This is a genomic window from Acetobacter sicerae (assembly GCF_011516765.1).
In the GTDB taxonomy this organism is placed as follows: domain Bacteria; phylum Pseudomonadota; class Alphaproteobacteria; order Acetobacterales; family Acetobacteraceae; genus Acetobacter; species Acetobacter sicerae.
Genome location: NZ_JAAABN010000007.1, coordinates 1 through 12,261, shown reverse-complemented (window position 1 = coordinate 12,261; position 12,261 = coordinate 1). Strand labels below are relative to the sequence as shown.

Below are 12,261 nucleotides of genomic sequence, written 5' to 3'. Positions count from 1 at the left end.
GCCCGGTCAGAATGGCTCTGGAAAAAGCAGCCGCCGGGCTCGCTCTCGCCGCCCTTCTGGCCGCGCCAGTGCTGTGTCGTCCTGCGACGGCGGCGTCACACACGCCGCGTCACAAAGCAGCAGCGCAGCCTGCTGATCCGACTGACCTGTCATCCGGCAGGCTTGCGCCGGCGACGACAGCCCGCTCATTGGAATCGCAGGAAGGCGCTCCGCCGCCGCCGGACGGGTATGAGCCTGTCGAAGATATCGATGAAACCATAGAATCCCATTATTCCCTGGATATCCGCAAAACGCCGCATGGCGAGCCGCTGCCGTCCATCGAGGCGCAGCAGATTCCACGGGACGCCAACAACGGGGCCACGCAGTTCGATTTCTTTGGCGTGCCAGTCAAATTCATCGCGCCGGTCGCAGCGCCCTACAACGCGCCTTTCGCCTATCGCAACTATGCAGGTCGGGCTGGCCGGGGTGGAGATGCTGTCGGTAGCGCCGGAGCGGCCGGAGAACCTTAACGGCGACTGGCTTCAGATTGTCATTATCTATTTCTTATAACATTCCGCATTTAACAGCTAAGACGCCTGCGATCTGAAACCTTCTGATTATCAAGAGCCGTATGTCTGCCACAGAAGCCACACTCTCTGATGCTCCGGTCACGGATGCGCCCGTTCCTCCGGCCAATGCTTCTTCCGGAGGAGCTTCCGGCGCCAGTGACGGCAATACGGAAACAAAGCCCGAAAAGGGTGCTTTCATCGGTCCAGCCAAGCTTCCCACTCAGGTGGGGCCGGCAGGTATCCGCTACGATTTCAATCTCGGTTGCCGCGTCGCCCTGCCGGATGGCAAATGGACGATTCGCCTCAAGGATCTCGATACAGGGAATATTCTGTTCGAAACGACGACAGGCAGAGCCAACGTCAACAGCTCAAAACGTTTCTATGTCCGCTTCGGCATTCAGGTCCATGATGAAGCAGGCACCCTTGTCCTGTCCCATGAATATGACTGCCGGAATCAGTCGGTCCTGATTCAGCTTCCGGTCGGTACGCTGGGCGATACACTGGGTTGGTTTCCGTATGTCGCGCGTTTTGCGGAGGTGCATGACTGCAAGGTGACATGCGTGATGGCCGCCCCGATCATCCCGCTGTTCAAGAGCTCCTACCCGCATATCATTTTCGTCACCCCCGAAGAGATCGAAAACAGCGAGACGCTCAAGACCTTCTACGCGACCTATACAATCGGCCTGTTTTTCGACGATCAGGCCAATATCTGGCAGCCCACCGATTTCCGTCTTGTCGGCCTGCACCGGACTGCGGGCTACATCCTCGGGGTCGATCCGACGGAAGAGCCGCCAGTCATCGCCCCGGACGAGGACCCTACCCGTCCTATTGAAGAGCCTTACGTCTGTATCGCCGCCCAGAGCAGTTCACAGTGTAAATACTGGAACAATCCGAGCGGGTGGCTACAGCTTGTCGCGTATCTGAAAGACTGCGGTTACCGGGTGATCTGCATTGACCAGAAGCCTGTTCATGGCACTGGTATCGTCTGGAACCAGATTCCCTTTGGCGCAGAAGACCAGACGGGCGACCGGTCGCTGGCGGAGCGCGTCCGATGGCTGCGCCATGCCGAATTTTTCATCGGTCTCTCCAGCGGTCTGTCCTGGCTGGCATGGGCCGCACGCTGCAGGGTCGTGATGATTGCAGGGTTTACCCACCCCACCAATGAATTTCACACGCCGTGGCGCATTGTGAACTGGCATGCCTGCAATTCCTGCTGGAATGACCCGACACACCGCTTCGATCACAAGGATTTCCTGTGGTGTCCCCGTCATGCCGGCACGCCACGTCAGTTTGAATGCACGCGCCTGATCACGGTGGAGCATCTGAAGCGGGTTATCAAAACGATCCCGGGCTTTCCCGTGCGCGATCCTGACGCCGTTTCGGGCAAAAAGGTCAGCCATCCGGCCTGAGTGACTCACAGAGAGCCTCATCCGGTGAAAAGACTTGAAAAGCCGGGCGCTATTCTGTAAGAGCGCCTTTCCTTCACGCGTCCGGGCCTGTGGGGCATGCCCGGCCGTGCTTTGCTGTTTTGATCCTTCGGGAGGGAAACAGCCTTACGTCAAGGAGACTGAAATGCCCAAGATGAAGACGAAATCGTCGGTCAAGAAGCGGTTCAAGATCACCGCGACCGGCAAAGTGCTCTGCGGTCCTGGCAACAAGCGCCACGGCCTTATCAACCGTTCGCAGAAGATGAAGCGCACCAACCGTGGTCCTCAGACCATGACGGAAATGGACGCCAAGACTGTGAAGCAGTGGGCCCCCTACGGGCTGGCTTGAGGAGCACTTTATAAATGGCACGTGTTAAGCGGGGCGTAACGACGCACGCCCGTCACAAGAAGGTTCTCAAGCTCTCCAAGGGCTTCCGTGGACGTTCCTCCACGAACTATCGCATTGCGATCGAGCGTCTCGAAAAGTCGCTTCAGTACGCATACCGCGATCGTCGTAACAAGAAGCGCGAATTCCGCGCTCTGTGGATCCAGCGTATCAACGCTGCCGTTCGCGAGCATGGCCTGACCTACAGCCGTTTCATCAACGGTCTGGACAAGGCTGGCATCGAGATCGACCGTAAGGTTCTGGCCGCCATCGCATTCGATGACGCCGCCACCTTCGGTGAAATCGTGAAGAAGGCTCAGGCTGCTCTCGCCGCCTGATTGCTGTCCTCACGGATGCTATAAGAAAGCCGCCTCACCGGGCGGCTTTTTTTATTGGTGGATGAGCACCCGATGCGCATTCTCACAACTGTTTCAAGACATCACGTCTGTAAGCAACGTTATCTTCAAGCCTGCCGTGCCGGAAAAATTTCACATCAGTCACCAGACAGGTGAGGCGACAAAGCCTTCACCTGCCAAGCGAGAAGAGTGACATCAGGACGTTACGCGTTTCATCCGGTGATGAACGCCAGAATATCGGCATTGATGACGTCTGCATGGGTCGTGTGCATGCCATGCGGGTAACCGGGATAGATTTTCAACGTGCTGTTCTGAAGCAGTTTGTCCTGAAGAATTGCCGCATTTTTGTAAGGCACGACCTGATCATCGTCGCCCTGCAGCACAAGAACGGGCACTGTGATGGCCTTCAGGTCTTCGGTCTGGTCGGTTTCTGAGAAGGCCCTGATCCCTTCATAATGAGCCTTGGCACTGCCCATCATACCCTGACGCCACCAGTTACGGATCGTCCCTTCAGAAATGTCCGCTTCCGAACGGTTGAAACCGTAAAACGGGCCGCTCGCCACATCCAGAAAGAACTGTGCGCGGTTGGCCGCCAGTCCGGCACGCAGTCCGTCCAGTACTTCGATCGGTGCGCCTTCCGGGCTGCGATCCGTCTGGACCATCAGAGGCGGCACTGAACTGACGAGCACGGCTTTGGCAACACGTCCCTGCGGCTGACCATATTTCGCGACATAACGGGCAACCTGCCCTCCTCCTGTCGAATGGCCGACATGAATGGCGTTCTTCAGATCGAGATGTTCGACAACAGCCGATGCGTCGGCCGCGTAATGGTCCATGTCATGACCATCGCTCACCTGCGCCGAACGTCCGTGACCGCGACGGTCATGCGCAATGACGCGAAATCCCTTGCTCAGGAAGAACAGCATCTGCGTGTCCCAGTCATCGGCGCTGAGCGGCCAGCCATGATGGAAGACGATCGGCTGGGCATCCTTCGGTCCCCAGTCCTTGTAAAAAATCTCTGTGCCGTCGGATGTCGTGACGAATGGCATGATACTTCTCCTGAGCATTCAGAACTGATAGTACTCAGACGCTAACGTTGAACATAAGTTCAACGTCAAGATGAATTTGTAACAGAAGACAGATGATGAAGATTGGAGAACTGGCGCAGCAAACCGGTCTTACGACGTCCAAAATCCGGTTTTATGAGCGCATCGGACTGCTGAAAACGGTTGATCGTCGTTCCAACGGATACCGCACCTATCCGCCACAGGCCGTGCTGCTTCTGGGCCTCATCACAACGGCGCAACGGGCCGGATTTACGCTGGATGAAATCCGCACCCTGCTGCCCTCTGATCTGCAACACTGGGACCATGATGCGCTCATGGACGCACTGACACGCAAGATTGCGGATATCGAGGCGCTGCAGGCACGTCTCGCCCAAAGCAAAGCCCAGCTCCTTCGTCTGATGGAAGACATTCAGGCGCGCCCCGACGACATGGACTGTGCGGCCAACGCCCATCGTGTCCTGACGAATGTGCTTGCGGGACCTTCCGACAATCTGGACGTCACACCTGACGATGTGCGTCTTCTGGACAGGACGGATCATCGTCTGTCCGTGAGCAGGAAGCGCAGTAAAAAAGCTGTTTCGCCTTAAAGCCCTCCCAGAAGAGACGCGACTTTTCCTGCGGTCGCTCTGGCGGAAAAAGGGTTCTGGCCCGTCACCAGTTTTCCATCCGCCACGACATGGGACATGAACGGCAGAAGGGCTTTTTCGTAAAGCGCCCCCCGTGCCTTCACTTCAGCTTCCGCGTTGTAGGGTATTTCCCGGGAGACGCCCGCCAGCCTTTCCTCGACCCACGAAAATCCGGTGATTTTGCGCCCGGATATCAGAAAAGAACCGTCTGCAAGCCGGGTGTTCAGAAGTCCGCAATATCCATGACAGACAGCGGAAACAATGCCGCCCCTTTCCCACACTGCACGCGTGATGGCCTGAAGGTCTTCACTGTCCGGAAAGTCCCACATCACGCCATGACCGCCGGTAAAGTAGATCGCATCATAATCCTGCGGATTGATGTCTGCGGGACAGGCCGTTGCAGACAACAGAGCCATCTTCGCCGGATCGGCCAGCCAGACTCTGGAGGAGGCATCGCGCATCGGCCATTTCAACGCACGCGGATCAAGTGGAACCTTGCCACCCCTGGGACTGACAATGCGCTGCTCATAACCTCTGGCGGCAAACACGTCCCAAGCATGAGTGAGTTCCGACAGCCATAATCCGGCCGGATGCGCGGGATTGTCAAAATGCGCGATATTGGTGGCGACGTGAAGGATACGGCGGCTCATGGCTTGTCCCTTTCATACGGCAGGGTGCTCGGACGACCATTCTGTAACGTTCAAGGCCGGTTGAAGGTCAATCTGTCGTTTGACATTCAACCTGGCTTCAACGTTAGCGTTGTAAGGGCAAACCTGCTCGGCACCACGGAGGCAGCCCCACATGCAGACAATTCTGGGAGCAAATGGCCAGATCGCTACGGAACTGGCGCGGACATTGCATCAGCATCATACAGGCGGCCTGCGGCTCGTGAGCCGCAATCCCCGCAAGGTCAATGACGACGACATGCTCATGGCGGCGAACCTGCTTGATGCAGGGCAGACGGCTCAGGCGGTGAAAGGCAGCCGGATTGTCTATTTCACGGCCGGCCTCCCCCCTGACAGCACGCTCTGGGAAGAGCAGTTTCCGGTCATGCTGAAGAACGCCTTGCTAGCGTGCCGGGTGGCGAGGGCCAGTTTTGCCTATTTCGACAATACGTACATGTATCCTCAGAACAGCCAGATCCAGACTGAGGAAACGCGCTTCGCTCCGGTTGGTCGGAAAGGACGGGTACGCGCCGCAATGGCGTCCATGGTGCTGGAAGAAATGGCGCGGGGAGACATCCCGGTGCTCATCGCCCGCGCACCGGAATTCTACGGTCCGGGAAAAACGCAGAGCTTCACCAACGCCCTGATTATTGACAGGCTGAAAGCAGGCAGAAGACCTCTGGTCCCGGTCCGTGACGATACGCGCCGGACTCTCATCTGGACGCCGGATGCGAGCCGCGGACTGGCGACTCTGGGCAATACGCCGGATGCTTATGGCCAGACCTGGCATCTGCCATGCTGTGATGATCGACCGACCTATAAGACATTCGTCACCATGGCGAGCAGGATTTTCGGACGCACGCCTTCCTATTCGGTCATCGGCAGATGGCCACTGATCATCGCAGGCATTTTCTCAAAAAAGGTGCGGGAGATAAGGGAACTGCTGCCACGCTACGAGCAGGACAATCTCTTCGACTCAACGAAATTCAAACGCCGTTTCCCCGCGTTTTCCGTCACGACATATGAGGAGGGTCTGGAACTGATCAGGAAGGAGTGGAGAGATAAATAAAGCCTTGCTTCAGATCGTTATGGTCAGGGGCATTCAGAATAGAGACGTATCCTAACCTGCAGGAATCTCTACCGGCCGGTTATCCTCGCCCACAGCCACAAACACGAACTTGCCATGCGTCACCAGTTGCCGCTCATGTGACTGCCTGACCCGCCGCCAAGCCTGCACACCGATCGTCATGGAGGTGCGGCCGACCTTGAGAATATCCGTATAGACCGACAGTTCATCGCCAACCGCCATCGGCGCAAGGAAGGACACGCCGTCAATGGCAACTGTCACGGTCTTTGCGCCGGCGGCACGAATCCCCGCCGCCGAGCCTGCCGCCAGATCCATCTGGGACATGACCCAGCCGCCAAAGACATCGCCTGCGGCGTTCGTATTGCTCGGCATGGCGATGACCCGGATGGTCAGTTCACCCGACGGCTCTTTGATCTCATTTGACAGCATGAACGTCCTCACTTCACCTGGCGCAGCCGATCGAGAATGGGCGAAAAGGATGCCGTCGGCAACTGACGTCCTCGTTGGGTGCGTTCTGCTCAGTGACTGTAGAGCGCTTCCGGCGTGACAAGCGGGTCCGAAATCGTTTCCAGACCATCCGGTCCGAACTGCCGGTAGAAACAGCTACGCCGTCCGGTGTGACAGGCCACGCCTGTCTGATCCACGAGCAGCAGGACCGCATCGCCATCACAGTCGAGACGGGCTTCGACCAGCTTCTGCACCTGCCCGGACGTCTCGCCCTTGCGCCACAGGGACTGACGGCTGCGCGACCAGTAGCAGACCCGCCCCGTCAGCAGCGTTTCCCTGAGCGCGTCACGGTTCAGCCAGGCGACCATCAGGACTTCGCCACTGTCGTGCTGCTGGGCGATGCCACAGACCAGCCCGTTCGCATCAAAAGCGACGCGCTCCAGCTCACGATCGACGGCCTCGGCCGTTGGACGGACGGTTTCCTGACGAACGTTTTTCACGATGACGCTTCTCCCACACCAGCAGTCTGGCTGCTTTTTTCTGCCGCCAGTTCGGTCGTAAACCATGTCGGCACACGCGGCACAATCCGGTGGCCCGCTGCTTCCAGATGGAGGTCCACAGAGTCGGGCTTCAGAAACGCCAGCCCGCAATGATCGTGACTGGAACGGATCTGTCCGATCTCACGACCATCGGCGGTCACGGTGGTTCCCGGCGCAGGCAGCACGGCTTCGGATGCGACAGGCACCAGCCGACGCTTGACCAGACCGCGATAATGGGTCCGCGCCGTCAGTTCCTGCCCCATGTAACAGCCCTTGGTCCACGAAATGCCGTTGAGCAGATCGAAATTGGCTTCAAGCAGCAGGGTCTTTTCCGGCTCACAGTCACGGACACCGTCAGGCAATCCCAGCACGAGGCGGTGCAGGTCATACGTCCCGGCATCCGCTTTCGCTGCGGCGGACGGCTCCAGCATGAGAAGACGCCATCCCGCTTCCGGGAGGCGCGGGTCCGGCACGACAATCGCGTTTTCCACGGTCGCGACATCAGGCAGCCCGCCCCACGCCGCATGAACGACAAGACGCGTTTCCTGAATGCTCACATCCGAGCGGAGACGGAATTTCGACAGGGTTTCGACCAGCATCGCGCTTTGCGAGGCCGCGCAGTCGAGAAGAAGGCAGGGCTCGTCAGGATCAGCGATAATGAAGAAGTCGGCTTTCCAGCGTCCCTGCGGCGTGAGCAGAGCGGCCCAGACAGCTTTCCCCGGCTCCACGGTTTCCACATCGTTGGAAACCAGTCCCTGAAGAAACCTGACGCGGTCCTCACCTCTGACGGCAATCACCGCCCGGTCAGTCAGGTGAGCAAAATAAGTCATTTTCCAATCTCCCGGAGGTCTTTGACCTCGTCGTTCCTGCAGAGGCGTCCGGAAGATTGGTCTTCACCCCACTCCATACAAGTGACAAGTTCTACATTTTAAGGAAAGGAATCTCACTTTCCTATTAGCGACGCCTTATATCCCTTCCCGGACAGGGCGACTTCTTTCGCTGGCTGTCTTCAGCTGACCGCAGGCCGCCAGAATATCGCGTCCACGCGGCGTGCGGATCGGAGAGGCGAAACCAGCGTCCATGACGATCTGGGCAAACTTCGCCTGCTGTTCGCGCGTGGACGGTTTGTAGTCGCTGCCGGGCCAGACGTTGAACGGAATCAGGTTCACCTTGGCCGGAATACCGCGAATCAGGCGCACCAGTTCGCGGGCGTCGGCCTCGCTGTCGTTGATGCCCCGCAGCATGATGTATTCGAACGTGATCCGCCGCGCGTTGCTCGCCGCCGGGTAGCGGCGACAGGCTGCGATCACCTCTTCAATGGGGTATTTCCGGTTGAGCGGCACGATCTCGTCACGCAGGTCATTGCGCACGGCATGCAGCGACACCGCGAGATTGATGCCGAGTTCATCGCCGCAGCGGTCCATCAACGGCACGACGCCGGACGTGGACAGCGTGATGCGGCGGCGCGACAGGCCGATCCCCTCCCCATCCATGATGATCCGCATGGCTTTCGCCACGTTCTCGTAGTTATAGAGCGGCTCACCCATGCCCATCAGCACGATGGTGGACAGCAGACGCGGCGTATCGCCTTTCGGGCTGGGCCATTCGTTGTAGGAATCGCGCGCGGCCATGAACTGGCCGACGATTTCCGCCGCGCCAAGGTTACGCACCAGCTTCTGTGTGCCGGTGTGACAGAAGGTGCAGGACAGGGTGCAACCGACCTGTGAGGAAATACAGACAGCGCCACGGTCCTCGCGCCGGTCCGGGATATAGACGGTCTCGGCTTCCTGCCCGTCGCGGAAGCGGAACAGGAACTTGCGCGTCTCGTCCTGCGAGGTCTGCACAACAGCCGGATCGGGTCGCCCGACAATGAACCGCTCCATCAGCTTCTGCTGAAGCGGCTTGGCGATGCTGCTCATCTTCGTGAAGTCGGTTACGCCCTGATGGTAGATCCAGTGCCAGAGCTGCTTGGTGCGGAACGGTTTCTCGCCGATGGCGACCAGTTCCTCGGTCAGTTCCTCGCGGGACAGGCCCACAAGATCACGGCGACCATCCGCAAGCTGGATCGGTGGCGGGGAGAACAGCGCCGACTTCGCGAGAATCCGCTCCCGGTCGGCGGCGTCAAGCGCGAAGTCCGTGTCGCTCATAACCTTGTATCTTCCTGTTCAGTCGAAAAAGAGTCTGAAAGGCGGCCTCCTACCACGGACTGCGGGGAAAATGGAGAAAAATCGGCAGTCGATTCCCAACCACGCATTCTCTTCCGCATACTCGCCCATTACACAGCAGGCCCCTGCACCTTGATTTCTGCGCCTGACCCAGATGGAGACTTATATGGCCCTGCGCCCGATTGTGATGTTCCCTGATCAGAGGCTGCGGCTTGTCGCCGAACCCGTCACCTGCTTCGACGAGGCGCTTCGGTCTCTGGCCACGGACCTTCTCGACACCATGCGCGCCGCGCCCGGAATAGGGATCACCGCTCCCCATATCGGCATTGCGCAACGTGTCGTCGTTCTGGAGCTTCCTGATGCGCCCGAACCGCAGACCTACGTTAATCCTGAGATTGTCGAGACATCCAAGGAAACAGTTCGTCTGGAAGAAGGCAGCATTTCCATGCCGGGCGTCGTCGGCCCGATCGAACGGGCCGCCTGTGTCCGTGTGCGCTATCACGACCTTGAAGGCGCAGAGCATATCGAAGACGCTGAGGGACTGCGCGCTGCCTGTCATCAGCACGAGATCGACCAGCTGAACGGCCTGTTCTGGACCCTGCGACTGTCCCCTTTAAGGCGCGGGAAAGTCATGGCTCAGTTTGAGAAACTCCGCCGTCGATAGTCTGCATGCCGCCCCTCTTTTCCAGTGTTCTGCCCCACGCACCTCTATCTGCGACAGAAGACATCAGTTCCGAGATCATTCGTTACGCCCTTTCCGCCGCTGGCCTGATAAACCTGCCCATCATAGGATGACCTATCCCTGTCCCTCCCCATCAGGTGGCACTTCATGCGTTTCAGGCAGTTCCCTACAGGAGATATGTCTCCTGTCAGGCCGTGGACGCACTCGTTGCATGCGCAAACGGCAGACGGTTTCGGACTCTTCCCTCCTTCATGACATCTATCGCTGTGCCAACCGGCAGAGACCGCATTGGCGGTTATCTGACCGGACTCGCGTTCAACGGCGCCGTTGGCCTGATGCGCCTTCTCGGCATAGGGCTGTCTTCCGGCATTGGCGGCCATCTTGCTGGGGCCATCGGTCCGCTTCTGCCTGTCTCGCGGGTGGCCAGAGGCAATCTCACCCTCGCCTTTCCCGACATGGACAGACAGCAGCAGAAGAGAATTGTCCGGGGCGCATGGAACAATCTGGGGCGCGTGATCGGAGAGTTTTCCCATCTCCGAAAGATGGAATGCACTCCAGCAGGACCGGGCTGGGAGATTTCTGGTCGGGAACATATCGACGCAGCGCAGAAAAACGGCCTACCGCCCCTGTTCTTTTCGGCCCATCTGGGCAACTGGGAAATGATTCTGCCCATCGCCGGCGCACTCGGTTTGCCGGTTGGCGGTGTTTACCGGGCATCGTCAAATCCCGTTATCGAACGCCTGATCCAGCGCCTACGGAGTGAGGCGGGATCGGGCACGCGAATGTTTCCAAAAGGAGCTCGCGGCGCCAGGGACATCATCGGCCATCTGAGCGCAGGCGGCACGCTGGGACTGCTGGTGGACCAGAAGATGAATGACGGGATTGCTGTTCCCTTCTTCGGACAGACGGCGTGGACGGCCCCTGCCCTCGCCCAACTGGCGACGCGCTTTGAGCGTAACATTGTGCCGATCCATGTCGTGCGGATCGGCAAGGCCCGGTTCCGGCTTGTGTGTGAACCTGCTCTGGATTTCACCACGACAGGCGAGCGCACAGCCGATCAACTGTCGATCATGAAAGCCGTGAACGCGCATCTTGAAGGCTGGATCAGGGCTGAGCCCCAACAGTGGCTGTGGTTCCATCGTCGGTGGCCGAAAACGGTCGTGAGTTCGACAGTGCACCGGGAGATGGCCGCGTAGATGGTTCATTTCATGCGGCGAAAAGGTCACTCATTCGGCTGGAATGAAGCGACTCTTCGTTCGCTCTTCTCAGGTCATTCGGAAGGTTCAGAGACACCGCCTTTTTGAAAAAAGCGGCGGCGGCCAAAGCTTTTGATTTATATGATATTCTTTTGAAACTGTTACTGTTCAGGGCAAGGGAAGGCCTCTGTTCACCCGGTCCGACGTGCGCCGATCAGAAACTCACGGTTACCTTCTGGCCCGGTGATCGGGCTGGCTTCAACGCCCAGAACTTCCCATCCCGGCAGCGTTTTCCACCAGTCGGAGATCATGGCGCAGACCTGCTCATGAATGGCAGGATCACGCACGACACCTTTCGCGCCCACATGCTCACGTCCGGCTTCGAACTGAGGCTTGATGAGAGCGACCGCCCACGCGTCCGGTGTGGTGAGTGACAGAGCCGCAGGCAGCACCGTGCGCAGACCGATAAAGCTGGCGTCACACACGACCACACCGATGGGATCAGGGATAAGCGTGGCGTCCAGCGCCCGGGCGTTCTGCTTTTCCATCACCACGACACGGGGATCGGAGCGCAGTTTCCACGCCAACTGGCCATGCCCGACATCAACGGCATAAACCTTGCTCGCACCATTGGTCAGAAGGACATCGGTAAAGCCGCCAGTGGACGCGCCTACATCCAGACCGATCCGGCCTTCAGCAGAAAAACCGAAGAACGGCAGAGCGTGGGAGAGTTTCAGACCGCCCCGCGAAACCCACGGATGATCCTGCCCCTTGAGCGCCAGAGGAGCGTCTTCGGCAATCTGGTCGCCAGCCTTCGCGATACGGCGGTCACTTGTATAGACAAGCCCCGCCATGATGAGGGCCTGCGCCTTCGTGCGGCTTTCGACCAGCCCCCGATCAACGAGAAGCTGGTCTACGCGGCGTTTCGCCATGAATCAGGCGATCTGCTCGCTCGCACTCACCCCCAGCGCTGCGAGCGCTGTCTGGACGATGTATGGGGCGTTGAGGTGTGCGACGTTGTATTGCTCGAACTGGCTGTCATGGTCGATGAACATATCCGGGAGCGTCATG

Annotated in this window: 15 protein-coding genes; 8 read left to right on the top strand and 7 right to left on the bottom strand. The window is 58.7% G+C overall.

Annotated features, from left to right (window positions below; all coding sequences use genetic code 11):
* Positions 1–11 precede the first annotated feature (11 nt).
* The 4 genes from GVI59_RS09270 to rplT all read left to right on the top strand — a co-directional run bounded on the left by GVI59_RS09270 (position 12) and on the right by rplT (position 2,698).
* Positions 12–509 (top strand): hypothetical protein, encoded by a 498-nt coding sequence (locus GVI59_RS09270; RefSeq protein ID WP_173574010.1) that lies wholly within the window; start codon positions 12–14, stop codon positions 507–509.
* 101 nt (positions 510–610) lie between these two features.
* Positions 611–1,957 (top strand): autotransporter strand-loop-strand O-heptosyltransferase, encoded by a 1,347-nt coding sequence (locus GVI59_RS09265; RefSeq protein ID WP_173574009.1) that lies wholly within the window; start codon positions 611–613, stop codon positions 1,955–1,957.
* A gap of 163 nt (positions 1,958–2,120) precedes the next feature.
* Positions 2,121–2,324, top strand: a complete 204-nt coding sequence (gene rpmI / locus GVI59_RS09260; RefSeq protein ID WP_010669172.1) for a 50S ribosomal protein L35 — start codon at positions 2,121–2,123, stop codon at positions 2,322–2,324.
* 14 nt (positions 2,325–2,338) lie between these two features.
* Positions 2,339–2,698, top strand: coding sequence for a 50S ribosomal protein L20 (rplT, locus tag GVI59_RS09255; protein WP_173574008.1), 360 nt, complete (start codon positions 2,339–2,341; stop codon positions 2,696–2,698).
* A gap of 230 nt (positions 2,699–2,928) precedes the next feature.
* Here the strand turns inward: rplT and GVI59_RS09250 are convergent, their stop codons facing one another.
* Positions 2,929–3,765, bottom strand: coding sequence for an alpha/beta fold hydrolase (locus tag GVI59_RS09250; protein WP_173574007.1), 837 nt, complete (start codon positions 3,763–3,765; stop codon positions 2,929–2,931).
* Between the two features lie 92 nt (positions 3,766–3,857).
* Between GVI59_RS09250 and GVI59_RS09245 the strand changes: the two genes are divergently transcribed.
* Positions 3,858–4,370 carry a MerR family transcriptional regulator gene (locus GVI59_RS09245; protein WP_242013037.1) on the top strand — a complete coding sequence of 171 codons (513 nt, stop codon included), beginning with the start codon at positions 3,858–3,860 and terminating at the stop codon, positions 4,368–4,370.
* Here GVI59_RS09245 and GVI59_RS09240 read toward each other — a convergent pair.
* Positions 4,367–5,059, bottom strand: coding sequence for a type 1 glutamine amidotransferase domain-containing protein (locus GVI59_RS09240; RefSeq protein WP_173574006.1), 693 nt, complete (start codon positions 5,057–5,059; stop codon positions 4,367–4,369). The two genes, GVI59_RS09245 and GVI59_RS09240, sit on opposite strands and share 4 nt — an antisense overlap.
* 151 nt (positions 5,060–5,210) lie before the next feature.
* Here GVI59_RS09240 and GVI59_RS09235 point away from each other — a divergent pair, with 151 nt between their 5' ends.
* Entirely contained in the window at positions 5,211–6,143 is a 933-nt protein-coding gene (locus GVI59_RS09235) for an SDR family oxidoreductase (protein ID WP_173574005.1), read from the top strand.
* Positions 6,144–6,194: 51 nt separating this feature from the next.
* On the opposite strand, the gene GVI59_RS09230 is transcribed toward GVI59_RS09235, so the two are convergent.
* The 4 genes from GVI59_RS09230 to rlmN all read right to left on the bottom strand — a co-directional run bounded on the left by GVI59_RS09230 (position 6,195) and on the right by rlmN (position 9,294).
* Entirely contained in the window at positions 6,195–6,590 is a 396-nt protein-coding gene (locus tag GVI59_RS09230) for an acyl-CoA thioesterase (RefSeq protein WP_173574004.1), read from the bottom strand.
* An 89-nt stretch (positions 6,591–6,679) separates the two neighbouring features.
* On the bottom strand, positions 6,680–7,108 hold the full coding sequence (gene hisI / locus GVI59_RS09225; protein ID WP_456304141.1) for a phosphoribosyl-AMP cyclohydrolase: 429 nt from the start codon (positions 7,106–7,108) through the stop codon (positions 6,680–6,682).
* Positions 7,105–7,977, bottom strand: coding sequence for a CAF17-like 4Fe-4S cluster assembly/insertion protein YgfZ (gene ygfZ, locus GVI59_RS09220; RefSeq protein ID WP_173574003.1), 873 nt, complete (start codon positions 7,975–7,977; stop codon positions 7,105–7,107). Before ygfZ ends, hisI begins: the two co-directional genes overlap by 4 nt.
* Before the next feature lie 135 nt (positions 7,978–8,112).
* Positions 8,113–9,294: a 23S rRNA (adenine(2503)-C(2))-methyltransferase RlmN gene (gene rlmN, locus GVI59_RS09215; protein WP_173574002.1), complete on the bottom strand. Its 1,182-nt coding sequence runs from the start codon at positions 9,292–9,294 to the stop codon at positions 8,113–8,115.
* A gap of 184 nt (positions 9,295–9,478) precedes the next feature.
* On the opposite strand from rlmN, the gene GVI59_RS09210 reads away from it, so the two are divergent.
* Positions 9,479–9,976 (top strand): peptide deformylase, encoded by a 498-nt coding sequence (locus GVI59_RS09210; RefSeq protein ID WP_173574001.1) that lies wholly within the window; start codon positions 9,479–9,481, stop codon positions 9,974–9,976.
* 269 nt (positions 9,977–10,245) lie between these two features.
* Positions 10,246–11,190: a lysophospholipid acyltransferase family protein gene (locus GVI59_RS09205; protein ID WP_194299087.1), complete on the top strand. Its 945-nt coding sequence runs from the start codon at positions 10,246–10,248 to the stop codon at positions 11,188–11,190.
* Positions 11,191–11,381: 191 nt separating this feature from the next.
* On the opposite strand, the gene GVI59_RS09200 is transcribed toward GVI59_RS09205, so the two are convergent.
* The gene (locus tag GVI59_RS09200; protein WP_173573999.1) at positions 11,382–12,122 is read right to left on the bottom strand and encodes a TlyA family RNA methyltransferase; all 741 of its coding nucleotides are present in this window, start codon (positions 12,120–12,122) and stop codon (positions 11,382–11,384) included.
* Between the last annotated feature and the right edge of the window lie 139 nt (positions 12,123–12,261).

What these genes read in the sequence shown, in the direction of transcription:
- GVI59_RS09210 (WP_173574001.1), top strand. Translation starts at nt 9,479, where the DNA reads ATGGCCCTGCGCCCGATTGTGATGTTCCCTGATCAGAGGCTGCGGCTT.
- GVI59_RS09230 (WP_173574004.1), bottom strand. Translation starts at nt 6,590, where the DNA reads ATGCTGTCAAATGAGATCAAAGAGCCGTCGGGTGAACTGACCATCCGG.
- rlmN (WP_173574002.1), bottom strand. Translation starts at nt 9,294, where the DNA reads ATGAGCGACACGGACTTCGCGCTTGACGCCGCCGACCGGGAGCGGATT.
- GVI59_RS09265 (WP_173574009.1), top strand. Translation starts at nt 611, where the DNA reads ATGTCTGCCACAGAAGCCACACTCTCTGATGCTCCGGTCACGGATGCG.
- rplT (WP_173574008.1), top strand. Translation starts at nt 2,339, where the DNA reads ATGGCACGTGTTAAGCGGGGCGTAACGACGCACGCCCGTCACAAGAAG.
- GVI59_RS09235 (WP_173574005.1), top strand. Translation starts at nt 5,211, where the DNA reads ATGCAGACAATTCTGGGAGCAAATGGCCAGATCGCTACGGAACTGGCG.
- GVI59_RS09205 (WP_194299087.1), top strand. Translation starts at nt 10,246, where the DNA reads ATGACATCTATCGCTGTGCCAACCGGCAGAGACCGCATTGGCGGTTAT.
- GVI59_RS09245 (WP_242013037.1), top strand. Translation starts at nt 3,858, where the DNA reads ATGATGAAGATTGGAGAACTGGCGCAGCAAACCGGTCTTACGACGTCC.
- GVI59_RS09250 (WP_173574007.1), bottom strand. Translation starts at nt 3,765, where the DNA reads ATGCCATTCGTCACGACATCCGACGGCACAGAGATTTTTTACAAGGAC.
- GVI59_RS09200 (WP_173573999.1), bottom strand. Translation starts at nt 12,122, where the DNA reads ATGGCGAAACGCCGCGTAGACCAGCTTCTCGTTGATCGGGGGCTGGTC.
- GVI59_RS09240 (WP_173574006.1), bottom strand. Translation starts at nt 5,059, where the DNA reads ATGAGCCGCCGTATCCTTCACGTCGCCACCAATATCGCGCATTTTGAC.
- GVI59_RS09270 (WP_173574010.1), top strand. Translation starts at nt 12, where the DNA reads ATGGCTCTGGAAAAAGCAGCCGCCGGGCTCGCTCTCGCCGCCCTTCTG.
- rpmI (WP_010669172.1), top strand. Translation starts at nt 2,121, where the DNA reads ATGCCCAAGATGAAGACGAAATCGTCGGTCAAGAAGCGGTTCAAGATC.
- ygfZ (WP_173574003.1), bottom strand. Translation starts at nt 7,977, where the DNA reads ATGACTTATTTTGCTCACCTGACTGACCGGGCGGTGATTGCCGTCAGA.